This is a genomic window from Mesorhizobium sp. M1A.F.Ca.IN.022.06.1.1 (assembly GCF_003952605.1).
In the GTDB taxonomy this organism is placed as follows: Bacteria; Pseudomonadota; Alphaproteobacteria; order Rhizobiales; family Rhizobiaceae; genus Mesorhizobium.
Map to the genome: position 1 here is coordinate 5,566,970 of NZ_CP034455.1, position 26,162 is coordinate 5,593,131.

The following is a 26,162-nucleotide window of genomic DNA, read 5'->3' on the forward strand; positions in this document are numbered from 1 at the left end:
TCCGGCGCGGATCGCAGCCCGATGTGCTAATCCGTGCCGATATGCCCGCCATGGCCGCTGACATGGGCACCGTCCTGCGGGGTGAGCCTGAAATAGGCGAGCAGCGCGCAAAGCGTGATCAAGCCTTCGACGACGAACAGGAGCCGGTAGTCGTTGACGCTCGCCTGGCCGCCGCCGGCGAGCAGCGAGAGCATGGCAGCGGCCAGACCGACGCTGATTGCCACCGCCAGCTGCCAAAGGATGTAGTACAGGGCGCTGAAGCGCGAGAGCTGCTCGGGCGCGATGTCCGAGTAGGCGAGGTTGCCGGTCGAGGCCCACTGCACCGAACGGAAAAGGCCGAAGGCGAAGATGTAGGCAAGCACGATGCAGGTAGGCGTGCTTTCCTGCATCAAGGCAAAACCGGCGACCAGCAGGGCGGCGATCGGCGTGTTGACGATCAGAACCCGCTTGAAGCCGAAGCGGTTCAAGATGCGCGGCATGAAGAAGCGCATCAGCAGCGAGCCGATCGCCGCGACGAAGGTCAGCGATCCGGCCTGCACCGCGCTCATGCCGAAGCCGAGCTGGAACATCAGCGGCAGCAGGAAGACAACGGAGCTTAGCCCTATCGTGTCGAGCCCGCCGCCGGTCAGAAAGCTGATGCGGAAGGTGCGGATGCGCAGCAGATTGAGGTCGAGCAACGGATTGCGGGCCCCCAGACAATAGAAGGCCGCGACAGTGAGGATGGCGATTGCCAGGCCGAGCTCGACGCCGATGATGCTGGCGGCGACGTCCTTCGCGGCAAGCGAATCCATGCCGAAGACGAGCAGCGCCATGCCGCCGCCGACTAGCAGGAAGCCGGGAAAATCGAAGGGCGTGCGGACCGGCTTGGTGGTCGTGGGGAACAGCGAGGCCGCGAGCAACGCGGCCGTCAGCGCGATCGGTATGTTGATGTAGAAGATCCACCGCCACGAGACGTAAGTGGTCAGCGCGCCACCGACGAGGGGCCCGACCAGCGGGCCGGACTGGCCGGCGAGCGAAATATACATGTTGATCCTGAGCGTGCGGTCGCGCGGAAAGCTCGACAGGATTACGACCTGACCGAGGGTGCCCATCAGCGCACCGCCGAAGCCCTGCAGCGCGCGCGAGCCGACCAGCATCCAGATGTTTTCCGACAGGCCGCACAGGGCCGAGGCGCTGGCGAAGACCAGCAGCGCAAAGCAATAGACGTTGCGCAGGCCGAAGCGGTCGGCCAGCCAGCCGCCGAGCGGCATCGTGACGATGAGGCTCGCGACATAGACGGTGATCAAAAGCCCGAGCTGGCTCGGCGGGCGGCCCAGGCTTTCGCCGATGCCGGGCAGCGCGGTCACAATGACATTCTGGTCGAGGCTGGTCATGAACACGCCGAAGGCGACGGTCGCCGGCAACAGCAGCGACGGGTCACCCGCCGGAGCAAAGCGGGTCGTGGCTGTCGCCGTAGTCTCTGCGGTCATGGAAGGATGTTGTCGAACCGGTTGCCTGAGGGCTCCGAGAGCCGCGTTCCTTATCTATCGTCTTCGCTGGCCCAAGGCTCAAGCGGCAGTTGTGGCCGTCGATAGTGCCACGCGCCGGCTGAACCAATCCCCGAGTGCTGCCTGCTTAGAGGCAAATTCGGCACGGAAAACCGCCGCGCAGTTTCCTGGAATTGCGCTTAGTGCACCTCGTAGCCGACTTCCTCGCTCGCGTGGCACAAGGCCTTCCAAAAGGAGCGCGCGAAGGAGCGGAACACATAGATGTCGAATTGGTCGCCACCGGTGCGCTGGATCTGTGCAAAGACATCGTGGTGGTTGGTCGAGCGGCCGGCGCCGAGCGGGAAGGCCGGCAAGGCGAAGTCGATAGCGAAGAGTTTCGCCATCACCCACTCCGCTTTGGGCCCAGAAATGCGAATCGCGGTACGGCCATGCGAGAGATCGGTAATCGTGCCGATGGAGGGCGTGATGAGGCCCGTGAACGCGGAAGCCAAGCCCTCGGCCTCGTCAACCACCGTGAATTTGCCCGGCGCGAATCCGAACGCGGCTTTCGCGCCGTTGACGACGCCGCCGCCGGCTCCATCCGGCAGGGCAAGGCCTGTCACCTTGTATATGCCGGACATCAGCCGCTTCTCCTCGCCCGGCCATGCTGCGAGCTGCAGGATCGAGCCCGGCCGCGTTTCGGACAGGATAACGTCAACGCCATGCTCGAAATGGCCGTGCGAGCCTGGATGATAGACCGGTTCAAGCGGCGACAGGCGCTCAGGCAATTGCCGCTCGGGAAGTTGTCGTTCAACCATGCATGCGGCTCCCGTCCGGATCGTAGAAATGGTTGGAGACGATCTCGACCGGCCCGAACCGGTTGCGCAGCGGATCGGAGACGAAGGCGCGCGTGCCGTGGCGCCCCTTGCCGCCTTTGACCAGCGCAAGCGCTATGTATTTGCCGAGCGCCGGCGAATAGCAGCAGGCGGTGATATGGCCGATCGAATCGTGCGGGTTCGCTTCGTCGAGTTCCTCGACGATATGTCCGCCACCGTTGAGCGCGCGGTTGTCGAGAGCGATCAAGCCGACAAGTTCCAGCCGGTCCGGGGCGATCAGGCCTTCGCGATCCATCATGGCGGAACCGATGAAGGGCTTCTTCTTCGACAGCATCCAGTCGAGATGCAGGTCGCGCGCCGTGGTGCGGCCGTCGATCTCCGCGCCGGTGACGTGGCCCTTCTCGATGCGCATGGTGCCAAGCGCCTCGAGCCCGTAGGCGACCAGGCCGAAAGGCTTGCCGGCCTCGATGAGAGCCTCCCAAACGCGCGTTCCATAGCCGGCGCCGGAATAGACTTCGAAAGCCATCTCGCCGGAGAAGGAGAGGCGGCAGATCATCACCGGCACGCCGGCGATCTCACCGTGCACAATGCCCATGAAGGGAATCGCGGCGTTGTCGACGGCCGTGCCCTTCACGCAGGCAGCGAGGATCGCCCTGGCTTTCGGTCCGCCGATCGCGGCCCCCGCCCACTCGTCGGTGACGGAGGTGACGGTGACCTTCAGTTCCGGCCAGATCACGTCGAGGAAATACTCCAGATGCTGCATCACCTTGCCGGCATTGGCGGTGGTGGTGGTCATCAGGAAATCCTGTTCGCCAAGCCGCCATGTGGTGCCGTCGTCGAAGGCAAGCCCATCCTCGCGCAGCATCAGACCGTAGCGGGCCTTGCCGACCGCGAGGGTGGAAAACATGTTCGTGTAAACGCGGTCGAGGAATTCCGCCGCATCCGGGCCCTGAACGGCGATCTTCCCAAGCGTCGAGACATCGACGATGCCGGCGCTCTCACGCGTTGCCGCGGCCTCGCGGACATAGGCCTGCTCGACCGTCTCGCCGGCGAGACCGTAGATCATCGGGCGGTACCAGAGACCGGCCGCATACATGGTCGCGCCGTTGTCGATGTGCCAGTCGTGCATCGGCGTCAGCCGCTCGGGCTTCAGGTCGCCGAAGCGCTCGGCCGCCAGCGAGCCGATCGACACGGCCGTGTAGGGCGGCCGGAACCGCGTCGTACCGACTTCGGGGATCGGCTTGCCCAGCGCCTCGGCCATGATGGCGAGGCCCGGCACGTTGGAGTTTTTGCCCTGGTCGGTCGCCATGCCGAGCGTGGTGTAGCGCTTCAGATGCTCGACCGAGACGAAGCCCTCGCGGTGCGCGAGCCGCACATCCTCGGCGGTCACGTCGTGCTGGAAATCGACGAAGCTTTTGCCCTTGGCCTTGATCTCGAAGACCGGTGCCGGATCCGGTTCGCCGGGGACGGCCTCCACGACGAGTAGCGGAGCGGAGGACGCGCTTCCGCCGGCGGCCTGAAGGCCAGCCGCGCGGCCTTCGGCAATGGCTTCCGCGGTCGTGAAACTGCCGGTGAAGGCGCCGGCGCCGATCCAGCGCTGCGTCGGCTGCGGCGGCAGGAAGGCCTGCCTGGCAGGGTTCCATATGGCCCTGGCTCCAGCCTGGCTGGCGAGATGGATCGTCGGTGACCAGCCGCCCGACATCAACAGGCAGTCGGCATGGATGCTGCGCTCATCGCCGCTCAGCGCGCCGTTCATCAATTCGAAGCGCCGCACCTTGAGACCGGTGAGCGCCTTGCCGCCTTCGGTCGCAACCACGGCATGGCCGGCAAGCAGCTCTGCTTCGGCCTGGCTCGCCAGCCTGCTCATCTCGTTCGACACGTCGCTGCGGACATCGACGATGGCGACGACGGCGGCCCCGGCCTTCTTCAGTGCAACGGCGGAACGATAGGCGCTGTCATTGTTGGTGAACAGTGCGATGCGTTCACCGGGCAGCACGCCATATTCATTGGCGTAGCGTTCGGCCGCATGCGCCAGCATGACGCCCGGACGATCGTTGCCGGGGAATACCAGCGGACGCTCGAAGGAGCCGGTGGCGAGAACCACCGTTTTGGCGCGGATCGCCCAGTAGCGCTGGCGCGGCTCGCCCTTGGCCGGAACTTCCTTGTGGTCCGTCACCCGTTCGAGCGCGGCCAGCGTGTTGCCGTCGTAATAGCCCCACACCGTCGTGCGCGGCAGAAGGCGGACATTGTCATTGCCTTCGAGCTGGCCGACGATGCGCGCCGCCCAGTCGGCTGCCGACGCCCCGTCGATGGTTTCGCCCGACCAGTTGGCGGAGCCGCCGAACTTTGCCTCGAGCTCGGCCAGGATCACGCGGGCGCCCTGGTCGGCCGCGGCCTTCGCCGCCATCAGCCCGGCCGGGCCGGAACCGACGACCAGCACGTCGCAGAAGGCGTTCATGCGCTCGTAGCGCGAGGTATCGGGCGCGGTGCCGGCTCTGCCGAGGCCGGCGGCGCGGCGGATGAAATGCTCGCAGAACATCCAGAAGCGCGTGCCTTTCAACGGGCCGATCACCGGTCCCATGAAGGTCTTGTAATAGAAGCCGGCCGACAGGAGCTTGCCGCCGAGCTGGTTGAGCGCGCCGATATCCCAGGCGAGCGAGGGGGAGCGGTTCTGGCTGACCGCGACGAGCCCGTCATAGATCTCGACCATGGTGGCGGGAATGTTGGGCTCGCGCACCTCGCCGCGCAGCACCGTCACCAGAGCGTTCGGTTCCTCGACGCCGGCGGCGAGCAGGCCGCGCGGGCGATGGTATTTGAACGAACGGCCGAACAGCGTCACGCCGTTGGCGAGCAGCGCCGAAGCGAGCGTGTCGCCGGCGTGTCCGGTATAGCGCGCGCCGTCGAAGGTGAAGCGGATGGTGCGCAGCCGGTCGATGCGGCCGCCGGTTTCTGTGCGGCGAGGGCTCACTGGTGGCCTCCCGCTTTGTGGCCCGCGGACTTGTGTCCGCCACGGGCAAAGGCAGTGCTCAAGATTTCATGGGTTAAGGTGTTTCGCACCACCCGCAGATGCGCGCGGCAGCCGCCGGAATGCTGCCAGATCTCATTGTGGTCGCCGGCCGGGTTCAGCCGGTCGTAGACATAGGCATTCCAGGCGTCGAGATCCTGCGAGGCAGGCTGCGGCCGCTCGCGGTTGCCGTCGCCCTGGTAGGTGAACTCAATGACATCGCGCGGGCCGCAATAGGGACAAGTGATCAGCATATGATTCGAAACCTAATGCAGCCGCGGCGTCGCGCCCTGGCCTTTGTCGTCGATGATGAGGCCGCGATAGAAACGGTCGAGCGTGAAGGGCGCGTTGAACTCGTGCGGCTCGTCCTTGGCGATGGTCCAGGCAAAGCACCATCCTGAGGCTGGCGTTGCCTTGAAGCCGCCATAACACCAGCCGCAATTGAGATACATGCCGGGCAGCGGGCCGGTGGTGATGATCGGCGAACCGTCCATCGTCATGTCACAAAGCCCGCCCCAGGAGCGCAGCATGCGCACCCGCGCCAGGCCCGGGAAGAGTGCCAGCATCTCGCTCATCACCTCGTCGACGACGGGCAGGCTGCCGCGCTGGGCATAGCTGTTGTAGCCGTCGAGGTCCCCACCATAGACGAGGCCGCCCTTGTCGGATTGCGAGATGTAGAAGTGGCCCATGCCGAAGGTGAGAACGGTGCCGATGATCGGCTTCAGCGATTCCGAGACGAAGGCCTGCAGAACGTGGCTTTCGATCGGCATATGCGAAATGCCGGCAAGCTGCATGACTTGGCCGGTGCTGCCGGCCACCGCAAGCGCCACCTTCTTGGCGCGGATATCGCCGCGCGTCGTCGTCACACCGGTGATGCGGTCGCCGTCGCGCAGGAAGCCGGTTACCTCGCAATTCTCGATGATGTCGACGCCGCGCCGGTCGGCGCCGCGCGCATAGCCCCAGGCGACGGCGTCGTGGCGCGCGGTTCCGGCACGCGGCTGCATCAGCCCGCCAAGGATTGGAAATCGCGCCGAGCCCGAAACGTCCAGGGCCGGAACAAGGCGCTTGATCTCTTTGACGCTCATCAGTTCGGCGTCGACGCCGAGATGGCGCATGGCATTGCCGCGCCTTGCGTAGTCGTCGACCTGAGCCGGTGTGTGCGCGAGGTTAAGGCAGCCCCGCTGCGAAAACATGACGTTGTAGTTGAGGTCATGCGACAGGTTCTCCCACAGCTTCATCGAATGCTCGTAGAAGCGGGTGTTCTGCGGCAAAAGATAGTTGGAGCGCACTGCCGTGGTGTTGCGGCCGACATTGCCCGAGCCCAGCCAGCCTTTTTCCAGCACAGCGACATTGGTGATGCCGTGCTCCTTGGCGAGGTAATAGGCGGTCGAGAGCCCATGGCCGCCGCCGCCGATGACGATCACATCATAGGACGCCTTGGGGTCCGGCTTGCGCCAGGCCGGTTTCCAGTCCTGGTTGCCGTTGAGCGCGTTCTTGAGGAGCGAAAAGGCTGAGTATTCCGCCATTCTTCCTGTCGTCCTTTTGGTGCGAGCCGGCAGACTATAGAGCAGGCGAGAAGCGCAAAGCCAAGATTGCGCCATCGCTTTTCGACAGGCCGACTTCGATCCGCGCCGAGGCCCGCGGATGGAGACGTCTTGCCGCCTGATAGGCCGGTCTTTATCAAGGGCAGGATTTTCGAAGATTTTTCGGCCGTGAGTCGCCCGTCACGTCATGATTTTCCGACTGCTCCGCCTGATCCTGATCGCCATTGTCGCCGTCGCGGCGCAGCCCTCGCCCGGCGCGATGGCGCAGGCGATCGGCCAGGGCTCCACGCAGCTCATCGCCGACCAGACCAAGGCCATCCAGGATCTGACGGCCAAGACCGACGGACTGGAGAAGAAGTTAAGCGCCCCAGACCAGGACGACGCCGGCCTTGTCGATATCCGCTTGCAGCTCGAGGATATTTCACGGGCGGCGCTGAACAGCGCGCTCGCGTTCCGTTCACGCCTCAACGACATCAACGCGCGCATCGCGGTATTAGGGCCGCCGCCGGCCCAGGGGCAGCCGCCGGAGCCGGCGATCGTCGCCAACGAGCGCGCGGCGCTTACGGCCGAGAAGGCCGAGATCAATGCCGTGGTCGCCAGCGCGCAGAACCTGTCCATCCGCATCAGCGGGCTGGTCGACAGGATCGCCACGCTACGCAGTCAGCTTTTCCGCAGCGTTCTGACGAAACGCTACGAGTTGAGCGATGCGCTGAGCCCGCAGGCCTTTTCCGACGCGCACGACCAGTTCACCGGCCTCTATAAGGCGGTGGCGTCCTGGCTCACCTTCGCATTGAAGTTCAAGTTCCAGGCGATGCTTGCGGCGACGCTGATGGCGCTGGCGCTGGCGGCCGTGCTGCTGATCGGGGGCAGGCGTCTCTTCGGCCGCATCTTCGAGGCCGATCCTTCGGTCGAAGAGCCGTCGTACCTGAGCCGGCTTTCGGTGGCGTTCTGGTCGACGCTGCTGCCGACCGTGGCGCTCGGCGCGTTCCTCGCCTCGACCGTGTTCTTCTTCAACTATTACAACGTCCTGCGCGGCGACATCGGCGAATTCCTCAACGCGCTGCTCTCGGTCGTCGCGGTGGCGTTCTGCGTCAACCGGCTGACCAATGCCGCCCTAGAGCCGCGGCTGCCGAACTGGCGGCTTATTCCAGTCGCAACCGGACCAGCGCGTTGGCTGGTGCGGCTGGCCACCGCCATGGCCGTGGTCCTCGGCTTCAACTACTTCCTGTCCGTCGTCAACGAGAAGATGGGCTCGCCGCTGTCGCTGACGATCGCCAGGAGCTTCGTTGCCACCGTCATCGTGGGCGTCATCCTGATCCTGATGGGTGTGCTGAAGCCCTTCAGGGCGAAGGACGGCTCGTGGCGTCCGTGGCCGGCTTGGCTTCGCTTCATTGCCATCGGGCTCGGCGTCTCCACAATCGCCGCGGCACTGCTCGGCTATATCGGTCTTGCGCTTTTCGTCTCTATTCAGGTCGTCGTCACCGGCACCACGCTGATCACCGCCTATATCGGCTTTCTGTCGGCGCGGGCGATCGGCGAGGAGGGCGGCTTCGCCGACACTTCGGTCGGGCGCTGGCTGTCAGCCAATTCCAGCTATGAGGACACCGCGCTCGACCAGCTCGGCCTGGTGGTCAGCATCGCCATCAACCTGATGATCGTGCTGGTGTTCCTGCCGCTGATCCTCTTGATGTGGGGCTTCCAGCCCGGCGATATCGAAACCTGGGCCTTTAAGCTCGCAACGGGCGTGACCATCGGGTCGGTGACCATCTCGGTGCTCGGCATCCTCACCGGCATCGTCGTTTTCGCCATCGGCTATTTTCTCACGCGTTGGTTCCAGGGTTGGCTCGACGGCTCGGTCATGGCGCGCGGCAAGGTCGACACCGGCGTGCGCAATTCGATCCGGCTGGCGGTTGGCTATGCCGGCGTCGCGCTTGCAGCGCTGGTCGGCATATCGGCGGCGGGCATCGATCTTTCCAATCTGGCGCTGGTCGCCGGCGCACTTTCGCTGGGTATCGGCTTCGGCTTGCAGAACGTCGTCTCGAACTTCGTCTCCGGGCTGATCCTGCTTGCCGAGCGACCGTTCAAAGTCGGGGACTGGATCGTCGCCGGCGACATCAGCGGCACGGTCAGAAAGATAAGCGTGCGCGCCACCGAGATCGAGACGTTCCAGCGCCAGTCGGTGATCCTGCCGAACTCGAACCTCATCAACAATGCGGTCGGCAACTGGACGCACCGCAACAAGCTTGGCCGCGTCGACATCAAGGTGGGCGTCGCCTATGGCAGCGACGTCAAGCGCGTCCACGCCGTCCTGCTCGGCATTGCCCGCGCCCATCCGATGGTGCTCAAGAACCCCGAGCCCTTTGTGCTATTTGCCAATTTCGGCCCGGCTGCACTGGAATTCGAGATCCGCGTGTTCGTGGCCGACGTGTTGAACGGCAGCATCGTCCAGAACGACATCCGATTCGCGATCTTCGACATCTTCGAAGACGAGCACATCGAGATCCCGTCGGCGCCCCGCGCCGTGGTCGAGAGCAAGAAGCATGAGCCATGGCCGATCGACGACGACAAGATCGAGGCCGAATTCGCCGAACGCGAGCGGCTGGAAGCGGAGGCCGCGGCCGAGCAGGCGCGTCTGGCTAAAACCAAGAGAAGAGGCCGCAAGCCCGACCCCGACTAGCTTTGGCGGCCGCCGAAGCCGATTGTGGCATGAATGCGGCATTCAGTTGCGGTTCACGTTCCATCTCATATAAGCTCTCACGCAAAGTGCGAGAATGCCTTGCGAAATTGAACAGAGGCGGTGTGGAAACACCGGAATTGCAATGTGGAAGTCTGTCGTTGCCGCCGTCGCTTTCCTGGCCCTTAGCGGTTCGGCTTTTGCCGCCAGCGCGGTCAACAAGGACGCCCAGACGCGGACGTTGATCGTGACCGAAGGCGGCGGCAAGACCGAGCTGGCGCTGGCCGCCGGCGAGACGGTGGAGTTCTGCCCGAATGGCTGCTTCGTCACTCTGCCCAATGGTGATCTCGAAGCGCTGACCGGTTCGGAAACGGTCGAGATCTCCGGCGGCGTCGCGCGGATCAAGTAAGAACTCCTTGAATATGATCGGCAAGGCCGGGCGTTTGTCCGGCCTTTTATCGTTCCGGTAGCCGCTGCTTAACGGTAACGCCGGAAGTGTTCCCGTCGTGGTTAAGCTCAAGACTGCCAGCTGCCAGGTCGGCTTCCAGGCCGAGGACTTCGGGGCTTTCGCCTGAGCGAAATCGCATGTGGAGCCGAGCTGGCGCGCCGGGTCGCGCGGCATCCGCGACGTGTCGCAAACAGGCGGTAGCTCAATCCGCGTCCTCTGCATATTGTGGCGCAATTCGTACGGGCGCCGGCGCGCCCGCTTTAGCACTTTGGAGTCGCGGGCATGGCAGAGTTTCCGAAAAAGGCGAAGGTCGTCATCGTCGGTCTTGGCGGTATTGTCGGCGCGTCGGTCGCCCATCACCTAATCGAGCGCGGCTGGGACGACATCGTGGGCATCGACAAGTCCGGCATCCCAACCGATATCGGCTCAACCGCGCATGCCTCGGACTTCTGCTACACGACCAGCCACGATTTTCTCTCCTGCTGGACGACGCTCTATTCCATCGATTTCTACGAGAAGATGGGGCATTACGCGCGCATCGGCGGCCTCGAAGTCGCGCGCGTCGGCGACGACGGCCGCATGGACGAGATCAAGCGCAAGATTGCTTCCGCCAAGGCATTCGGCACCCGCGCGCGCCTGATCGAGCCGGCCGAGATCAAGCAGAAGTTCCCGCTGATCGAGGAGCATCTTGTGCAGGGCGGGTTGTGGGACCCCGACGCCGGTCTCGTCATCCCGCGCTCGCAGACGGTGGCCGGCAAGCTCGTCGACCAGGGTGTCGCTTCCGGCAAACTCCAGGCTTTCGCCAACACCTCGGCCAAGGACCTGATCGTCGAGAACGGCCGCATCAAGGGCGTCGCGACCGAGCGCGGCACGATCGAAGCCGATTATGTGGTCGTCTGCACCGGCATCTGGGGCCGGCTGACCGCGGCACTGGTCGGCGAAGACCTGCCGGTCATGCCGATCGACCACCCGCTGACCTTCTTCGGCCCGTATAACGAGTTCGCCGGCACCGGCAAGGAGATCGGCTGGCCGCTGCTGCGCGACCAGGGCAACTCGGCCTATATGCGCGACACCGGGGATCCCAAGACCGCGGAGGGCGGGCAGATCGAATGGGGCTATTACGAGGAGACCAATCCGCGCCTTTGCCATCCGCGCGACCTGCTGGAAAAAGACCAGGCGCGGCTCTCGCCCTCGCAGCGTGACCTCGACATGGAGCAGATCATGGCGCCACTGGAGCGCGCCATGGAACTGACGCCGATCCTCGGCGAGCTCGGTTACAATGAAGGCCATTCCTTCAACGGCCTGCTGCAGGTCACCACCGACGGCGGCCCGTCCATGGGCGAAAGCCAGAAGGTGAGGGGCCTCTGGTACGCCGTCGCCATCTGGGTCAAGGACGGCCCGGGCATGGGCAAGCTGATCGCCGACTGGATGACCGACGGCCGCACCGCGATCGATCATCACGCCATCGACTATGCGCGCTTCTACCCGCACCAGACGAAGGAAGAGTTCATCTGGGATCGCTGCACCGAGACGGCGATGAAGGTCTACAATCCGGCGGTGCATCCGCGCGAGCCGTTCTCCAAGGGCCGCAACATCCGCCGCTCGCCGTTCTGGGAGCGCGAGAAGGAACTCGGCGGCTACTTCATGGAGCTGGGCGGCTGGGAGCGCGCCCATGGCTATGCCGCCAACGAGCATCTCCTGGAAAAATACGCCAACCGCGTCCCGGTGCGCGAGAATGAGTGGGACAACCGCCATTTCTGGCGCGTCTCCAATGCCGAGCATCTGGCGATGAGCGAGGATTGCGGCATCGTCAACCTCTCGCATTTTTCGATGTACGACGTGGAGGGGCCGGACCATGTCGCGCTGCTGGAATGGCTGTGCGCGGCCAAGATCGGCGGCGACAACAATATCGGCAAGGGCATCTACACCCACTTCCTCGACGAGGAGGGCATGGTGCGCGCCGACTTCACCGTGATCCGCATGGCCGATCGCTGCCGCGTCATCGACGGCGCCGACGCCGGGCCGCGCGACTTCCGCTACATGCAGCGCACCGCGCAGGACAAAGGTTTCGATGTCACTGTCACCGATGTCACCGAAAAATACGTCACCATCGGCATCTGGGGACCTAATGCTCGCACGACGCTGCAGAAGGTGGTCGAGGACCCGAACGGGCTGACGCCGGACAATTTCCCGTTCGCGGCGATCAAGCCGATCAGGATCGGCGGAAAGGACGTCATGGCCTTCCGCATCTCCTATGTCGGCGAGCAGGGCTGGGAACTGCATATGCGCTATGAGGACGGGCTCGCCGTCTGGGACGCGCTGCGCTCGACCGGTGTGATGCCGTTCGGCGTCGAGACCTACGCCAACACGCGCCGCATGGAGAAGAGCCTGCGGCTGCAGAACGCCGACCTCTTGACCGAATACAATCTGCTCGAGGCAGATCTTGCCCGCCCGAAGGTCAAGGAGAACGACTTCTGCGGCAAGGCCAAGCACCTGGAATATCGCGCCCGCGAGCATCAGCCGGCTATGCTCTGCACGCTGGTGATGACCGAGAACACCGATTCCAAGGGCGTCGCGCGCTATCCGGTCGGCATCATGCCGGTGCAGGATCCCGCGACCGGCGAGACGCTGGTCGACGAGCTCGGCCGGCGCTCCTTCACCACGTCGGTCGCCTACGGCCCGACCATCGGCAAGAACATCGCGCTCGCCTATCTGCCCTGGGCCTACTGCCAGGAAGGTCGCAAGCTGCAGGTGGAGTATTTCGGCGAGACCTATCCGGTCGAGGTGGCCGGCGTCGGCTACAAGCCGCTTTACGACCCGGAGAATCTCAAGCCGCGCAGCTAAGCGAGCGCGCGTTCGTCCGGATTGGTGGAAGGCCCGGTCGACGCCGGGCCTTTTTGCTTTGTTCATGCGCGATTATCGCTTACCGTTGCGTCATGTCCGCTTTGGGCCGAACAAGGCATTGGCTTTCCGGCGCCGCCGCGCTGGCGCTGCTCCTCGGCCCGCCCACGCGATCGAGTGCGATAGAGCCGGTAGATGTCGAGCTGGTGCTCGCAGTCGATGTTTCGCTCTCCATGTCGCCGGCCGAACTCGAGATCCAGCGCCGTGGCTATGCGGCGGCACTGACGGATGACAACGTGCTCAAGGCCATCGCCGACGGCGTCCACGGCAAGATCGCGGTCACCTATGTCGAGTGGGCCGGCACCAGATGGCAGCGGGTCGTCGTACCGTGGACAGCGATTGCCAATCGCGCCGACGCCGAACGGGTGGTTGCGCAGATGAACGCGCGTCCGCCGGACAGCGCGCGACGTACTTCGATCTCCGGCGCACTTGCCTTCGGCAGCGACCTTTTCGCCGAAAGCGGCTTTCAGGGGACCAAGCGCGTCATCGACGTTTCGGGCGACGGACCCAACAACCAGGGCGCGCCGGTCGACATCACGCGCGACGAGGTGGTGAGGCAGGGCATCACCATCAACGGACTGCCGCTGATGACAAGGGGCGGGTACGGCGGCGCCTTCGACGTCGCCAATCTCGACCGCTACTACAGCGACTGCGTGATCGGCGGGCCGGGCGCCTTCATGATCCCGGTCAACGACTGGACGCAATTCCCGGAAGCGATCCGCCGCAAGCTGGTGCTCGAGCTCGCCGGCCCGGCCTCGCGGCAATGGGCGGCAGAAGAGGCGGCTCACCCGCCGGTCGTGCTTGCCGACGACAGGCCGGCCGCCGATTGCCTGGCCGGTGAGAAGATGTGGCGCAACCGCGGCTGGATGATGGATAGCCGGTGACGGTCGGCAAGCTCCGCCGGAGCGGGGTTCGGACTTGCTTCCTCGTGTGGCACAATGGCAAAATGTGATCGGGCCCGCGCCATCGCGCAACGCGATGAAATGAGGAAATATTGCATGAAACGTTTGGTCATCCTGGCGGCGCTTGCGTCGACAATATTTGCCGGAAGCGCCAGCGCCCAATTTTACGGCGAGGCCGCCTGCGTGCTGTTCGAGAATGCGAACTTCCGCGGACGCTCGCTTGCAATGGGTCCTGACGACGCCGTCAATTTCCGGGGCGGCTTCTGGAACGACCGCGTTTCCTCGGTGCTGGTGCGGCGGGGCTGTACGCTCGTCGCCTATGAGAATGCAGGAAGGCGCGGCCGCTCGATCGAGCTCAACCGCAGGGTCCGCGATTTCGGAGGTTCCGGCTGGAACGACCGCATCTCGTCCGCGGAGTGCTATTGCGACCGATATTGAGCTGGTCGAACCTGCCAGCGGTCATAACGCAACGCTCAAAAACAGCCCGGAATTCTCGGCGCTGAAGGCGCAGTTGACCGAAGACATCCGCATTGAGGCGATACGGACCGCACAGCCGCCGTAGGTTTTCGTAGCCTTGTCGCTTAGGCGGCCAGCAACTGCTTGCGGTCTACGCGCTCCTGCTGCGGCGAGCGGGCATAGAGCTCGCGGTAGCATTTGGAGAAGTGCGAGGCCGAGACGAAACCGCAGGCGACAGCCACTTCCACCACGGGCAGCGACGACTGGATGAGCAAATGCCTGGCGCGGTCGAGCCGGATCTCGAGATAATAGCGGGCAGGCGAGCGGCCCATCTCGGTGCGGAAGAGGCGCTCGATCTGCCGGCGCGACAGATCGACATGGTCGGCGATCTCGATCAGCGACAGCGGCTCGGAGAGGTTCGCCTCCATCAATTCAATGATGGTCAGCACCTTGGAATTCTGCACACCGAGACGGGCGCGCAGCGGCAGGCGCTGGCGATCCGTCGGGCTGCGCACGCGGTCGGTCAGCACCTGCTCGCAGACGCGGTTGACGAGGCTTTCGTCGAAGTCGTCGCCGATCAGCTTCAGCATCATGTCGAGCGCCGCGGTGCCGCCTGCGCAGGTGTAGACATTCTGGTCGATCTCGAAGAGGTCGGCGAAGACATTGGCCTTGGGAAAGGCCTCCGAGAAGCCCGGCAGGTTTTCCCAATGGATGGCGCAGCGCTTGTTGGAGAGCAGGCCCGCAGCCGCCAGGATGTGCGCGCCGGTGCACAGGCCGCCCACGGCGACGCCACGGTTGTATTCCTCGCGCAGCCAGGCGAAGGCCGACTTGTTATGATAGCGCTCGACATTCATGCCGCTGCAAACGATCGCCATGTTCGGGCGGTCCGGCCCGGCCATCTTCCTGCGCTCTTCCTCGAGCGAGGTGTTGACGGCGCATTCGACGCCGTTCGAGGCGCGCACGGGCTTGCCGTCGATACTGGTCAGGCGCCAGCTATAGGCCTCGTAGCCGAGCATCCGGTTGGCCGAGCGGAGCGGGTCGAGCGCCGTTGCGAAGGCGATCATGGTGAAGTCGGGGATGAGGAAGAACACAAACGATCTCTTGATCGGGTGCTTGACGGCATTCACGGGAAACCTCACGCGGCCATGACGCGAACAGAATGTCGCTAATAGCATAGCGACATCAGGAAAAATCATTCCTGTCAATCGGCTAGACGGCTAAGCGACGATTAAATTTGCGACACGGGTCGCAAATGGGCAATCGTCGATGGCGCGAGACCGAAGGTTGCTACTTCAGGTTCCAACGAATGCGCCGTCAGAAGAAAAACGCCGCCACGGCGGAGCCGGGCGACGTTGAATTTCATTCAGCGCGACGGCAACCAGGTGCCGTTCGAAACTGCTGTGTCAGGCAACGAAGCCGAGGCGAGCGGCAGCCATGGCGCCGGTCTGGCCGGGCATGGTCTTGGCAAGACGCTGACGCTCAAGAGCGGTCGTCATGTTCATTTCGCGACGGGGGAACAGGCGGGCAAACAGCTTCATCATCATCTCCATTTGGTTGCTCAGACGGGTCGCCTTCGCTTAATGGAGTGGGGCAGCTCGTTTTTGCTGGCGGTGATATAAGCCTGCTCCAGCCAAAACTAAATCGCAAAAACGAAGCGCTTGTTATGAAAAGCGACATCCCATGCGACTTTTTTGAGCTCTGCGCTCGAAATTTACTATTAGTTACAGCGCTTTAATTCGAAACGGACGTCGCTATGCGAGTGCTTCATATGCGTCATGCGACGGCCGCATGGCTGGAAAAGTCATTTGAGTACAAACAAAAGGGCCTGCCGGTCTGACACGCGGCAGGCCCTTAGCACGTGATGCACACTTATTTACTTGGCTCCGGCCCAGGTTCCCACGCCGTAGCGCAATCCAGTCTTGGCATCGGCGGCTTCCGGCCAGCCGATATCCTTCTGCAGTTCGATCGGCAGCGCATGGATTGCGCGTTCGGTCTGGTAGCGAGCGCGGGCGGCACTGAATTCGGTCGCGAGCCGACCGATAGACGACAGGATAGACATTTTCTTTCTCCTCGATTCGGGCAGGGAGGCGCCCGGCAATTGGTTACGTCAGGTCTGTTTCAGCTTCATTTCATGTCGAGTGCAGGCCTGTATCATGGTCGTTCGATGGCTGCTTTTGGCAGCATCCTGCATCGATCGAGTTGACTATGCGCTCGAAGTGATGTTCAATCAAACGAAATGGAATGATCATTTGCATCAGAAAAATTGAAGGCAAGCTCCGATGAACGCCCCACTCAACCATCCTTTGCCGCTGCTCGATCTCGACGTGCTGCGCACCTTCGTGGCGATCGCCGAGACCGGTAGCTTCACCACCGCCGCGAATGCGGTCTTCCGCACCCCCTCGGCCGTCTCCATGCAGATCAAGAAGCTCGAAGACGTTCTCGGCCGTTCCGTCTTCGCGCGCGACGCGCGCTCGGTGACGCTGACCACGGACGGCGAGATGCTTCTCGGCTATGCCCGGCGGCTTTTGTCGATCAACCGCGAAGTGGTGTCGAAGTTCATCATTCCCGACATTGTCGGTGTGGTCAGGCTTGGCTCCCCGGACGACTATGGCGAGCGCGTGCTGCCCCACGTGTTGAAGCGCTTCGCGCAATCGCATCCGTCGATCGCCGTCGACGTCACCATCGACCAGAGCGTCAATCTGCGCCGCCGCATGGACGACCGTGCGCTCGACATCACGTTGCTCACCAATTCCTACAAGACCAGCGCGGTCGGCGCCGAGGTGCTGCTAACCGAGCCGATCGTCTGGGCCGGCGCCAAGGGCGGCTGCGCGCATCTGCGCGAACCGCTGCCGGTTTCGCTTTGGGAAGAAGGCTGCGCCTGGCGGGCCGGCGCCCTGGAAGCGCTCGGCCGGGAAGGCCGCAACTACCGCATCGCCTATATGAGCGCTCATACCGCCGGCCAGCGCGCCGCCATCATGGCCGACCTTGCCGTCGCGCCGCTGCCGAAGTCCTTCCTCGGCGACGAGATGGTTTCGCTGGGCGCGAAGGACGGCATGCCCGATATCGGCACCTACAATCTCGCCATGGTGGTGGCACCCGATGCCAGCGCGCCGGTGAAGGCGGTTGCCGACCACATCCGCGCGACCTTCGAACTGTTCCGGGAAACCGGCAAGTTCTGAGCTATTCGGCCGCCGGCGCAGGTCGCGCCGCATAAGTGGTTCGGCGTGATGCATGGGCTCGCTGCGGTAGGATCTCGGCTGTGAGGAAGTCGACGATGCTGTCACGTGCGCGCCGCGCTTCCGGCATATCGATCAGCGGCCAGACGTGGAACATGCCTTCCTCGTAGACGACCTCGACCTCGATTCCTGCGGCGCGCGCCCGTTCGGCGAAGATCAGATTGTCGGGGCTGAGCAGGTCGCGCGAGCCGGTGAGCAGCAGCGTCTTCGGCAGCACCGAGAGATCGCCGTAGAGCGGGCTGATGTGCCAGTCGGAGCGGTCGATGCCGGCGCTGTAGAGCCGGATCGCCTCGAGCCCGCCGGGGATGCCCAGCCAGGGGTCGTTGCGTTCGGCTTCGAACACTTCCGGATTGGACAAGGACATATCGAGGCCGGGCGAGATCAGCACGTGGCGCGCCGGCGAGGGCAGGCCTTCCTCGGCGGCTATCATGGTGAGCACGACTGCCATGTTGCCGCCGGCGGAATCGCCCATGAAGACGATGTTCTCGGCATTGGTCTCTTGCAGCATGCGCCGGTATACGTCGCCGACCATGCCGAACATGTCATGGAAATTGTACTCCGGCGCGATCGGATAGATCGGCACGGTGATGCCGAAGCCCAGCCGCTCCGCCATCTCGGCAATCAGCACCCAGTGATAGGACGTGATCTGAAAGACGAAGGCGCCGCCATGCAAATAGAGGATACGCCGGCGCTCGCCCGATTTCGGTGCGATTTCATAGACGGGGAAACCATCGACGCTGGTCTCGGCGATATCCAGCCGAGCCTTCAGAAGAGCCGGCGGATGATAGTCTTCGGTCTTGCGGGCGTAGGCGATCCAGCGCTGCAGATTCTCGGGACTGGAAAAGGCCTTCTTGCGGCTGTGCCTGAGAATGAACGAAACGACGTGGCTTTTCAAACTGGGCATACGGAACACGGATCGGTCGAGCCGACTAAGAGAAATTCCCCCTGCTATGCGAAGATTGTAGTTAGGTTGAAAATGTCAAGGTTCGCAGCGGGCACATCGGCGTGATGCGACGGCGGTCGCGTCAACGGCGCCCTGGCAGCAGCGCGGCGCGCAACTTGTTGTCGCCGATCGCCGAGGCCGCTTGCCGGCCTCGGCGCTTGCCGAGCAGCTTACATTTGTCGGCGAAGGTCATCAGCGGGCGGTTCCCAGGAGCAGCGCGTGCAGGGCTGCCTGCGGGTCGCTCGGCGGCGAAGCCGGCCAGCCGATATCCTTCTGCACATGCACGGGCAGGTCGTTGAGCGCGCGGATCGCCTTGCTCCGGGCATGAGCCTGCCTGATGGTCACGCCGAAGCGGCCGAGGTTATCGAACATCGACATAGTGGGTTCCTCCGGAAGGTCGCGCCAGCTCGAAGACATTTCGCGCCAGCCCTTCGATGGCGGGCTAAATGCGCCCGGCATGTTTCCGGCGGATTTCACGAAAACAGCGTTCCGGTTTCCGGATCGATGGATCCGGAAACATTTGCATGCATACGAACTAAAGAGAGGCGTCGGGCGAAGGGGACCTATTCGCGCCCACGCCGCCGCCCTTCGCGCGAGCGCCGGCGCGGGTGGCGTCGCCTGCGGCGCCGTCCTCGCCGACCGTCTTGCGCGGCGGCAGCTTCACTGCGGCCGCGAGCTTCGGGAAAGGGTCGACCTTGTTCGGCAGCGCCATGGCGTAGACGAAGTGCTCCTGGAATTTTGGCTCCAGCGCGGTTTCGATCTTTTCGATCCTGCTCACCGTCTCCTCGATCTCACGGCGGTAGCCGCGATTGAGGAGCGCCATGCGCGCGCCGGCGCCGGCGGCGTTGCCGACGGCCAAGACCTTGTCGAGATCGCAATCGGGAATGAGCCCCAGCACCATGGCGTATTTCGGGTCGATGAAAGAACCGAAGGCACCGGCGAAATGGATGCGGTCGACATGGTCGGTGTGCTGCTTTTCCATCAATAGCTTGGTGCCGGCGTAGAGCGCCGCCTTGGCGAGCTGGATGGCGCGCACGTCGTTCTGGGTGATGGTGATCTTCGGCTCGCCGTCCTTCAGCACATAGGAGAAGGTGCGGCCGTTGGCGACGATGCGCGGCGAGCGCGCGCCAAGCGATCCGTCGACGACGCCGTCCTCGGAGATTATACCGGCGAGATACATCTCGGCCACCACTTCGATGATGCCGGACCCGCAAATGCCAGTGACGCCGGTCGCCTGCACGCTTTCGGCAAAGCCCGGCTGATCCGACCAGAGTTCCGAACCGATGACCCGGTAGCGCGGCTCAAGCGTGTCGGGATCGATGCGCACGCGCTCGATGGCGCCGGGCGCCGCGCGCTGGCCGCCGGAAATCTCGGCGCCCTCGAAGGCCGGGCCGGTGGGAGAGGAGGCCGCAACGACGCGCGTGCTGTTGCCGAGCACGATCTCGGCATTGGTGCCGACGTCGACGATCAGCATCATCTCGTCCTGGCGGTGCGGACCCTCGGAGAGCGTGACCGCGGCTGCGTCGGCGCCGACATGGCCGGCGATACAAGGGAGCATATAAAGGCGCGCGCCCTGGTTCAGTTTCAAGCCGAGATCGGAGGCCTTGATGCGCACGGCGCCGGAAACGGCGAGCGCGAACGGCGCGCCACCGAGCTCGGTCGGATCGATGCCGAGAAACAGATGATGCATTATCGGATTGCCGACGAACACCGCGTCGAGGATGTCGTTGCGCTGGACATTGCCTTCCGCACAGACCTTGTCGACCAGGCCGGAAACGGCCTCGCGCACGGCGACCGTCATGCCCTCGCGGCCGTCCGGGTTCATCATCACGTAGGAGACGCGGCTCATCAGATCCTCGCCGAAGCGGATCTGCGGATTGGAGGTGCCGGAAGAGGCGGCGACGCGGCCCGACAGCAGCGACACGAGATGCATGGCAATGGTCGTCGAGCCGATGTCGCAGGCGAGCCCGTAGGCCTCGTTCTTCAGGCCCGGCCACAGCGCGATGACGCGCGCGATGTCGCTGTCCGCATCCTTGTGGATGGCGGCGGTGGCGGTCCAATTGCCCTTGCGCAGAATGCCCTGCACCTGCGGCATGAGATAGAAGTCGAACTCGACATTCTTGAACCCCCAGTCCTTCATCAAGGCGATCTTGAGTCGGTCGAGGTCGCCGAGCGGCTTGTGCATGTCGGGCTCTTCAATCTCGACATAGCACATGCGGATTGCCGTATCGCGAGCGATCACCCTGGTGTCGGCTGCCTTGCGGATGGTCTGGGCGTTGATGACCGTGTCCTGCGGCACGTCAATGACGAGGTCGCCGAGTACCTGCGCTGAGCAGGAGAGGCGGCGGCGCTCGGGCAGGCCGCGCACGCGCTCGTAGCGCTCTTCCTTGGCGCCCTTGGGCGAGATGTGGTCGTTGGCAGAGACGATCTTGTGCTTGGCGAAATTGCCTTCCTGCACCTCGATCTGGCAGCGCCCGCAAGTGGCGCGGCCGCCGCACACGCTCTCGACATAGACGCCGAGCTGGCGCGCGGCGTCCAGCACCGGCGTGCCAACGGGAAACCGCCCGCGCTTGCCTGACGGCATGAACAGCACAAGCGGATCGGTGATGTTGGGCGGGGGATTCATGCTGGCACGCGTCTCGATGGCAATTGCCGATACCGTTTAACGGATCGTTTTACTGTTGGGTGGAGTGTACGTTGGTCCAGGGGCCAAACATGTCGGATATTCTGCTGCCCGCCATCTTCACCGCTTTCACCATGGTGCGCGTGCTCAAAGGCCCATGGCTGCGCAATCCGCAATATCTGGCCTCCGGAATTCTCGGCGCGATCGTCGGAGCGCTCCTGCTCTACGCATTCTGGCCCGCCTACGACGATGATGTCATCGTCGGCGGCGGCACAGGCATCTTCGGATCCTGGGCTGGAATGGCGTAGTTCGACGCCATATTGGGCGTCGCCTGACCGCAAAGCAGACTTCTCCGACCGCATCGACGATGCGACCGGATCAGGGCTGTTTGCAATGCGGCTCACGATTGCGCGCTTACCCCCTGGCCATGCGGGCTTCACGACCGCCGCGGCGACGCCCGCCGGCAGCGGCGGCGCCATCGCCGGGGGCGGTGACCGCGACCGGAGACGCGACCGCATGGCCGCCTTCGGCCGGCTTGTAGTCCTTGTAGGTGCGGATCCAGTTGGTGCAGTTCTCGTCGGTGCCGTTCAGCACGTTGGCGCCGCGCACGGCCTCCATCTCCTGCGGGCGGACCGGGTTCATGATGGCGCTCGTCATGCCGGCGCCGATCACCATCGGGATGAAGGCGGCGTTGATGCCGTGGCGATGCGGCAGGCCAAACGAGATGTTGGAAAGGCCGCAAGTGGTGTTGACCTTGAGTTCCTCGCGCAGCCGGCGCAGCAGTGCGAACACCTGGCGGCCGGCATCGCCCAGCGCGCCGATCGGCATCACCAGCGGATCGACGACGACGTCATGCGCGGGAATGCCGTGATCGGCGCAGCGCTCGACGATCTTCTTGGCCACCGCGAAGCGGACGTCCGGATCCATCGAGATGCCGGTCTCGTCATTGGAGATGGCGACGACCGGAACGTTGTATTTCTTGACCAGCGGCAGGATGGCTTCGAGCTTCTCTTCCTCCCCGGTGACGGAGTTGACCAGCGGGCGCCCCTTGGCGACCTTCAGCGCCGCCTCGATCGCGGCGGTCACCGAAGAGTCGATAGACAGCGGCAGATCGACCAAGTTCTGCACGATCTCCAGCGTCTGCACCAAAAGCGCCGGCCGTCGCATCGACCGTGACGGCATTGACGTCGGCTGTCCGCCGCAGCGCTGTTCCAGCGCATCCTGATGACGGTCTCGAGTGCCGGCCACCATCTCGGCGGCCAGCTTCTTGCGGCCCGTCGGGTTGATGCGCTCGCCGATCACGCAGAAGGCTGATCGAAGCCGATGACGATTTCTCGGGTCGCCGAGGCGACGATGGTGCGGGTCATGCAATCTCTCCGTCGGGATATAAAGAGTTCTTTATATCGTTATCTGGTCTTGTTCAAGCGGACGGGTGCCGGCCGCGCGTTGGATTTTAAGTTCATGTATGTCGTTGTCCCAAACCGGTTCCCACTTTGGGCGACATACATCAATGCGCGGTCTTCACCATGTCGACCTGGGTTTCGGTAATCTCGTCGTGCAGTATGTGGTCGAGCCGCTCGGCCACGATCTGGTCGTCGCGGCGGATCTCCCGCTTCCAGGGTTGGCGGCCTTTCAGCACGCCGGATTCATCGACGATCTCGGCGACATACTCTTCCTGGCGGTAGGCCATCACATGGACGCCGGCGACGCCCGGAATTTCCTTCACCTCGTTGATGATGTCGATGCAGAGCTGCTTGCCTTCCTTCTTCTGGTCCTGCGCGCCTTCGAGCCGCTTGATCACCGCATCGGGGATATGGATGCCCGGCACGTTGGAGCGGATCCATTTGGCGGTCTTGGCAGAGGCGAGCGGCCCGACGCCGCACAGGATGAAGACTTTTTCGGTGTGGCCGAGGTCGCGCGCCTTTTGCATGAAGGTTCGGAACATCGGCACATCGAAGCAATATTGCGTCTGCACGAATTGCGCGCCGGCGGCGATCTTCTTGCCGAGATGGATGGGACGGAAATCGTAAGGCGGCGCGAAGGGGTTTACGGCAGCACCGAGGAAGATCTGCGGCGGCGTCGTCAGCTTGCGGCCGGACAGGAACTTGCCGTTGTCGCGCATGATGCGGATGGTTTCGAGCAGCGACATGGAATCGAGGTCGAAGACCGGCTTGGCGCCCGGCTGATCGCCGGCCTGCACGCCGTCGCCGGTGAGGCAGAGCATGTTGGCGACGCCCATTGCCGCCCCGCCCAGCACGTCGCCCTGAATGGCGATGCGGTTCTTGTCGCGGCACGCGATCTGCATGATCGGGGCGTAGCCCATGCGGGTCAAAAGCGCGCAGATGCCGACCGACGACATGTGGCAGTTGGCGCCGGAGGCGTCGACCGCGTTGATGGCGTCGACCCAACCGTCGAAGATCTTGGCTCGGTTGTAGACGTCTTCAGGGTCGGCGCTGTCGGGCGGGTTGAGCTCGGTCGTCACCGCGAACTCGCCGCGGCGCAGCACGCGCTCCAACCGACCGCGCGACGAATGGCCGGGCAGGGGATCGAGCGGCAGGTGAACGCCGGCCGGGTTCTCGTCGCGCTGGTGGCGGATGCTCATGCTGAAGCTCCGGGGTTCTGCGGGTTCTGGGCGGCTTCACGCGCCGCGGCCGCCTGTGCGGTCACCCTGAGCCAGGCCGAGGTTTCGCGCAGCGACTGATCGACCGGCTTCTGCACGGTGAGGATTTTGTCGCCATGCTTCATGTTGCGGGAGCCTTCCCAGGCCTTGACCCAGACGCAGGGCATGTCCGGCTCGACCTCGCAATTGCCGTTGGCGCGCACGCCGCCGCAGGGGCCGTTGCGCAGCTGCTTCGGGCAGTTCATCGGGCACGACATGCCAGTGGAGGAGAGCACGCACTGGCCGCACATACGGCAGTCGAACATGAAGCCCTTGACGCGTTTCTCGACGAATTTCACCGGCGCTTCGACGCGGCCGTAGCCGATGCCCTTCCACAAAGGATGCAAGAGCAGGAAGACATCGGCGAACCTGCCATAAAACCATTCGAGCAGTCGCGAATGGCGGATGGACCACAACCTCACGGCAAAAGTGCGCTGAACGCGGCGTTGCGGCGACACGTCCGCAGGCTTGTAGTCGGACTTCGGCGCCGCCTTCTTGACCAGGGTGGCCTGGGTGACCGCCGGCTGCTTCTCAGACATTTTCTTTCCCGCCAGCCTTGACCAGAGCGACCAGCCGCTCGCGGTCATATTTCGTATCGAGTTCCTGGTAGGCCTTCTCGACCTCGGCTTCGATGTCGTCGCCGACCGGAACCGGATCGGCCTTACGCCATTCGGCGAGGTAATCGTCGGTGCCGCCGGCGCCCGTGCGCATGGCGCACATGTCGATCGCCTCGGTGAAGCGCAGCGGCAGCTCGCGCTTGGCGTTCTGCCGGCCTTTCTTGACGATGACCTGCGCAGGGATATCGCGCCAATAGACGACGATCAGATCGGCCATGAATTCTCAACTCCTCGATGTTGGGAGCATTGCCGCATGCGCCCTTGTGCCGCTTGTTATGGGACGACGCGCGCGCCTTCAAAAGCGACGCTGGCGATGACGCAAAGCGAGTGCTGAATTTCCGACGCCGGCAGATTACCAGACGCGCTTCGTCAGGCCGGTCCAGAGGTAGGACCAAATCGTCGGGTGAAACCACTGTTTCGAGGGCAGGCCGGGATCGATCGTCGTAAGTTTTCCCGCCAGCGCCTCGGCCACTGCCTGGACGCAGATGTCGCGGGAAAATGCCGCCTGCCGCAGCGCGTAGCTGGCGATGGTGTCGCCGCGTTTCGACTTGCCGCGCGCCTGCTTCAGCACTCCGCCGGTGTCGACGCCGGCATCGACCAGATGCACAGTGGTGCCGAAATTCCCTCGATCACCGGAGGCCAGCGCCCAGTAGCCGCCATTCATGCCACGATATTTCGGGGCAATGCCGGCGTGATAGTTGAGCACCGGGCAACGCATCTTCGCGAGCATATTCCTCGACAGCAGCCGGCAGCCGGCGAGGAGCACGACGCCCGGCCCGATCTTCTCAATCGCCTGAAGGCATTCCGGACCGTTGGCGGAAGGCACATGGATGATCGTCTGGGTCGGGCGAGGTTCTGTCTCGAGCTTTTCCTCGGCAATCAGCCGTGCAGCATGGCCGGCAAAGAACCGCTTGCCAAGCCTGGTCAGCAGCATCGTGCCGAGCTGGCCAATGGCCGAGGTCCAGCCCTGGCGGCGGGCGCGGCCGAGCAGCAAACGCTTTTTTGATTCAGGGGTTTCGAGGATGACACTGACAGGGCCGACGCGATCGGCGATGGCGTTGACGATGGCCCAGATATGCGGACCGCCTTCGGTGACGACCACAATCCGTCGCGGACTGGATTCCGACGTTGCCATGGCAAGCACCCGCTCTCAAAGTCGGGCGCATGCTAGGGCGAGCGGGTTAACCCTTAGTGAGCCGATGGTCGACGCATGATCCTGGTCCGAAAACTCTGCAACTTTTCGGGCTCAGTCAGCGCTTGAATTCCATGATGTCGAGCTTCGATTCATAATAGGGCGCGGGGAATTCGATGCGCCACTCGGTGGCACTGTTGCGGAAGGCATAGCCCACTTGGTCGCTTTCGGCGCCGCTGCCATAGGGCTTGGCCTTGTCGTCATTGACCGAAAACGAGCCGAGATAGATGGCCCGCTTCTCACCGTCGTCGAAGAACCGACCGGTGGTGCGCTGGGAGCCGCTGATCTTCTGCAGCCGCCAGCCCGAGCCGTCCTCGGTGACCTTGCATTTGAACCAGCCATAGATGACGAGCGGGCTCAAGCCGCCGGCCTTGATGGTGCGACATTTCCAATTGCCGGTCAGATCCTTGTCGGAGAAAGCGACCAGCGGCTTGGCGACCAGCGCATCGAGTTGCTTGACCTCGGCCGGATCGCCGGCCTTTGCCTCTTCGAGAGCCGCCTTGCGCGTTTCGCCATATTTATCCAGTCGCGCCTTGTCTGCGGCGGTGATCAGCTTCTGCAACTCGCCGTCGGCATAGGCGGGCAGGGCGAAGCCGATAAGGCAAAGGGCGGCAAGCAGCAGGCGAGGGATCATGGGCGTTTCCCGAGTCGGTGGCTGGAA

The 26,162-nt window shown here is 63.8% G+C and carries 22 protein-coding genes and 2 pseudogenes; 8 read left to right on the plus strand and 16 right to left on the minus strand.

The genetic code is table 11. The features are described 5' to 3' along the window. Positions 1 to 26 precede the first annotated feature (26 nt). The 5 genes from EJ078_RS26450 to EJ078_RS26470 form a co-directional block, all read right to left on the minus strand. On the minus strand, positions 27 to 1,469 hold the full coding sequence (locus tag EJ078_RS26450) for an MFS transporter (protein ID WP_127215425.1): 1,443 nt from the start codon (positions 1,467 to 1,469) through the stop codon (positions 27 to 29). Between the two features lie 197 nt (positions 1,470 to 1,666). Further along, the gene (locus tag EJ078_RS26455; RefSeq protein WP_127215429.1) at positions 1,667 to 2,254 is read right to left on the minus strand and encodes a sarcosine oxidase subunit gamma; all 588 of its coding nucleotides are present in this window, start codon (positions 2,252 to 2,254) and stop codon (positions 1,667 to 1,669) included. A 22-nt stretch (positions 2,255 to 2,276) separates the two neighbouring features. After that, complete coding sequence (locus EJ078_RS26460; RefSeq protein WP_127215426.1) at positions 2,277 to 5,270, minus strand: sarcosine oxidase subunit alpha; 2,994 nt, start codon at positions 5,268 to 5,270, stop codon at positions 2,277 to 2,279. Next, on the minus strand, positions 5,267 to 5,560 hold the full coding sequence (locus EJ078_RS26465) for a sarcosine oxidase subunit delta (protein WP_067329272.1): 294 nt from the start codon (positions 5,558 to 5,560) through the stop codon (positions 5,267 to 5,269). Before EJ078_RS26465 ends, EJ078_RS26460 begins: the two co-directional genes overlap by 4 nt. Positions 5,561 to 5,572: 12 nt before the next feature. Next, positions 5,573 to 6,832, minus strand: a complete 1,260-nt coding sequence (locus EJ078_RS26470) for a sarcosine oxidase subunit beta (RefSeq protein WP_067329275.1) — start codon at positions 6,830 to 6,832, stop codon at positions 5,573 to 5,575. A gap of 205 nt (positions 6,833 to 7,037) precedes the next feature. On the opposite strand from EJ078_RS26470, the gene EJ078_RS26475 reads away from it, so the two are divergent. From EJ078_RS26475 to EJ078_RS26495, 5 genes are all read left to right on the plus strand, one after another. Next, positions 7,038 to 9,527, plus strand: coding sequence for a mechanosensitive ion channel family protein (locus tag EJ078_RS26475; RefSeq protein ID WP_095801953.1), 2,490 nt, complete (start codon positions 7,038 to 7,040; stop codon positions 9,525 to 9,527). A 142-nt stretch (positions 9,528 to 9,669) separates the two neighbouring features. Next, positions 9,670 to 9,933 carry a hypothetical protein gene (locus tag EJ078_RS26480; RefSeq protein ID WP_066999629.1) on the plus strand — a complete coding sequence of 88 codons (264 nt, stop codon included), beginning with the start codon at positions 9,670 to 9,672 and terminating at the stop codon, positions 9,931 to 9,933. A 321-nt stretch (positions 9,934 to 10,254) separates the two neighbouring features. Further along, positions 10,255 to 12,816: an FAD-dependent oxidoreductase gene (locus EJ078_RS26485; RefSeq protein ID WP_127403345.1), complete on the plus strand. Its 2,562-nt coding sequence runs from the start codon at positions 10,255 to 10,257 to the stop codon at positions 12,814 to 12,816. A 92-nt stretch (positions 12,817 to 12,908) separates the two neighbouring features. Beyond that, positions 12,909 to 13,757, plus strand: a complete 849-nt coding sequence (locus EJ078_RS26490; RefSeq protein ID WP_067329284.1) for a DUF1194 domain-containing protein — start codon at positions 12,909 to 12,911, stop codon at positions 13,755 to 13,757. A gap of 114 nt (positions 13,758 to 13,871) precedes the next feature. Continuing rightward, on the plus strand, positions 13,872 to 14,213 hold the full coding sequence (locus EJ078_RS26495) for a peptidase inhibitor family I36 protein (protein WP_067000849.1): 342 nt from the start codon (positions 13,872 to 13,874) through the stop codon (positions 14,211 to 14,213). 143 nt (positions 14,214 to 14,356) lie between these two features. Here the strand turns inward: EJ078_RS26495 and EJ078_RS26500 are convergent, their stop codons facing one another. After that, positions 14,357 to 15,295 (minus strand): GlxA family transcriptional regulator, encoded by a 939-nt coding sequence (locus EJ078_RS26500; protein ID WP_348626902.1) that lies wholly within the window; start codon positions 15,293 to 15,295, stop codon positions 14,357 to 14,359. Between the two features lie 288 nt (positions 15,296 to 15,583). Between EJ078_RS26500 and EJ078_RS26505 the strand changes: the two genes are divergently transcribed. Continuing rightward, positions 15,584 to 15,850 carry a hypothetical protein gene (locus tag EJ078_RS26505; RefSeq protein WP_164746637.1) on the plus strand — a complete coding sequence of 89 codons (267 nt, stop codon included), beginning with the start codon at positions 15,584 to 15,586 and terminating at the stop codon, positions 15,848 to 15,850. Between the two features lie 254 nt (positions 15,851 to 16,104). Here the strand turns inward: EJ078_RS26505 and EJ078_RS26510 are convergent, their stop codons facing one another. After that, positions 16,105 to 16,290: a hypothetical protein gene (locus tag EJ078_RS26510; protein ID WP_066999640.1), complete on the minus strand. Its 186-nt coding sequence runs from the start codon at positions 16,288 to 16,290 to the stop codon at positions 16,105 to 16,107. 220 nt (positions 16,291 to 16,510) lie between these two features. Here EJ078_RS26510 and EJ078_RS26515 point away from each other — a divergent pair, with 220 nt between their 5' ends. Further along, complete coding sequence (locus EJ078_RS26515; protein ID WP_127217173.1) at positions 16,511 to 17,410, plus strand: LysR substrate-binding domain-containing protein; 900 nt, start codon at positions 16,511 to 16,513, stop codon at positions 17,408 to 17,410. Position 17,411: 1 nt separating this feature from the next. On the opposite strand, the gene EJ078_RS26520 is transcribed toward EJ078_RS26515, so the two are convergent. From EJ078_RS26520 to EJ078_RS26530, 3 genes and pseudogenes are all read right to left on the minus strand, one after another. Continuing rightward, the gene (locus EJ078_RS26520) at positions 17,412 to 18,371 is read right to left on the minus strand and encodes an alpha/beta hydrolase (protein ID WP_127403619.1); all 960 of its coding nucleotides are present in this window, start codon (positions 18,369 to 18,371) and stop codon (positions 17,412 to 17,414) included. Between the two features lie 231 nt (positions 18,372 to 18,602). Continuing rightward, a complete protein-coding gene (locus EJ078_RS26525; protein WP_067329623.1) occupies positions 18,603 to 18,788 on the minus strand; it encodes a hypothetical protein in 186 nt (61 codons plus the stop codon). A gap of 185 nt (positions 18,789 to 18,973) precedes the next feature. Further along, positions 18,974 to 21,036: pseudogene (locus tag EJ078_RS26530) on the minus strand (ASKHA domain-containing protein). Between the two features lie 89 nt (positions 21,037 to 21,125). Here EJ078_RS26530 and EJ078_RS26535 point away from each other — a divergent pair. Then, complete coding sequence (locus EJ078_RS26535) at positions 21,126 to 21,341, plus strand: hypothetical protein (RefSeq protein WP_245458965.1); 216 nt, start codon at positions 21,126 to 21,128, stop codon at positions 21,339 to 21,341. Between the two features lie 106 nt (positions 21,342 to 21,447). Here EJ078_RS26535 and EJ078_RS26540 read toward each other — a convergent pair. From EJ078_RS26540 to EJ078_RS26565, 6 genes and pseudogenes are all read right to left on the minus strand, one after another. After that, positions 21,448 to 22,400: pseudogene (locus EJ078_RS26540) on the minus strand (dihydropteroate synthase). 140 nt (positions 22,401 to 22,540) lie between these two features. Continuing rightward, complete coding sequence (locus tag EJ078_RS26545; protein WP_066999665.1) at positions 22,541 to 23,635, minus strand: methylenetetrahydrofolate reductase; 1,095 nt, start codon at positions 23,633 to 23,635, stop codon at positions 22,541 to 22,543. Next, positions 23,632 to 24,231: a methylenetetrahydrofolate reductase C-terminal domain-containing protein gene (locus tag EJ078_RS26550; RefSeq protein WP_066999668.1), complete on the minus strand. Its 600-nt coding sequence runs from the start codon at positions 24,229 to 24,231 to the stop codon at positions 23,632 to 23,634. Before EJ078_RS26550 ends, EJ078_RS26545 begins: the two co-directional genes overlap by 4 nt. Beyond that, complete coding sequence (locus EJ078_RS26555) at positions 24,224 to 24,526, minus strand: virulence factor (protein WP_066999671.1); 303 nt, start codon at positions 24,524 to 24,526, stop codon at positions 24,224 to 24,226. The genes EJ078_RS26550 and EJ078_RS26555 overlap by 8 nt, the downstream gene beginning before the upstream one ends. 135 nt (positions 24,527 to 24,661) lie before the next feature. Further along, positions 24,662 to 25,444, minus strand: a complete 783-nt coding sequence (locus tag EJ078_RS26560; protein ID WP_127217432.1) for a formyl transferase — start codon at positions 25,442 to 25,444, stop codon at positions 24,662 to 24,664. Positions 25,445 to 25,559: 115 nt separating this feature from the next. Further along, positions 25,560 to 26,135 (minus strand): DUF4893 domain-containing protein, encoded by a 576-nt coding sequence (locus EJ078_RS26565; protein ID WP_127217431.1) that lies wholly within the window; start codon positions 26,133 to 26,135, stop codon positions 25,560 to 25,562. Between the last annotated feature and the right edge of the window lie 27 nt (positions 26,136 to 26,162).

What these genes read in the sequence shown, in the direction of transcription:
- EJ078_RS26515 (WP_127217173.1), top strand. Translation starts at nt 16,511, where the DNA reads ATGAACGCCCCACTCAACCATCCTTTGCCGCTGCTCGATCTCGACGTG.
- EJ078_RS26510 (WP_066999640.1), bottom strand. Translation starts at nt 16,290, where the DNA reads ATGTCTATCCTGTCGTCTATCGGTCGGCTCGCGACCGAATTCAGTGCC.
- EJ078_RS26465 (WP_067329272.1), bottom strand. Translation starts at nt 5,560, where the DNA reads ATGCTGATCACTTGTCCCTATTGCGGCCCGCGCGATGTCATTGAGTTC.
- EJ078_RS26490 (WP_067329284.1), top strand. Translation starts at nt 12,909, where the DNA reads ATGTCCGCTTTGGGCCGAACAAGGCATTGGCTTTCCGGCGCCGCCGCG.
- EJ078_RS26520 (WP_127403619.1), bottom strand. Translation starts at nt 18,371, where the DNA reads ATGCCCAGTTTGAAAAGCCACGTCGTTTCGTTCATTCTCAGGCACAGC.
- EJ078_RS26485 (WP_127403345.1), top strand. Translation starts at nt 10,255, where the DNA reads ATGGCAGAGTTTCCGAAAAAGGCGAAGGTCGTCATCGTCGGTCTTGGC.
- EJ078_RS26535 (WP_245458965.1), top strand. Translation starts at nt 21,126, where the DNA reads ATGTCGGATATTCTGCTGCCCGCCATCTTCACCGCTTTCACCATGGTG.
- EJ078_RS26555 (WP_066999671.1), bottom strand. Translation starts at nt 24,526, where the DNA reads ATGGCCGATCTGATCGTCGTCTATTGGCGCGATATCCCTGCGCAGGTC.
- EJ078_RS26450 (WP_127215425.1), bottom strand. Translation starts at nt 1,469, where the DNA reads ATGACCGCAGAGACTACGGCGACAGCCACGACCCGCTTTGCTCCGGCG.
- EJ078_RS26565 (WP_127217431.1), bottom strand. Translation starts at nt 26,135, where the DNA reads ATGATCCCTCGCCTGCTGCTTGCCGCCCTTTGCCTTATCGGCTTCGCC.
- EJ078_RS26500 (WP_348626902.1), bottom strand. Translation starts at nt 15,295, where the DNA reads ATGATCGCCTTCGCAACGGCGCTCGACCCGCTCCGCTCGGCCAACCGG.
- EJ078_RS26525 (WP_067329623.1), bottom strand. Translation starts at nt 18,788, where the DNA reads ATGTCGATGTTCGATAACCTCGGCCGCTTCGGCGTGACCATCAGGCAG.
- EJ078_RS26560 (WP_127217432.1), bottom strand. Translation starts at nt 25,444, where the DNA reads ATGGCAACGTCGGAATCCAGTCCGCGACGGATTGTGGTCGTCACCGAA.
- EJ078_RS26475 (WP_095801953.1), top strand. Translation starts at nt 7,038, where the DNA reads ATGATTTTCCGACTGCTCCGCCTGATCCTGATCGCCATTGTCGCCGTC.
- EJ078_RS26470 (WP_067329275.1), bottom strand. Translation starts at nt 6,832, where the DNA reads ATGGCGGAATACTCAGCCTTTTCGCTCCTCAAGAACGCGCTCAACGGC.
- EJ078_RS26545 (WP_066999665.1), bottom strand. Translation starts at nt 23,635, where the DNA reads ATGAGCATCCGCCACCAGCGCGACGAGAACCCGGCCGGCGTTCACCTG.
- EJ078_RS26495 (WP_067000849.1), top strand. Translation starts at nt 13,872, where the DNA reads ATGAAACGTTTGGTCATCCTGGCGGCGCTTGCGTCGACAATATTTGCC.
- EJ078_RS26550 (WP_066999668.1), bottom strand. Translation starts at nt 24,231, where the DNA reads ATGTCTGAGAAGCAGCCGGCGGTCACCCAGGCCACCCTGGTCAAGAAG.
- EJ078_RS26480 (WP_066999629.1), top strand. Translation starts at nt 9,670, where the DNA reads ATGTGGAAGTCTGTCGTTGCCGCCGTCGCTTTCCTGGCCCTTAGCGGT.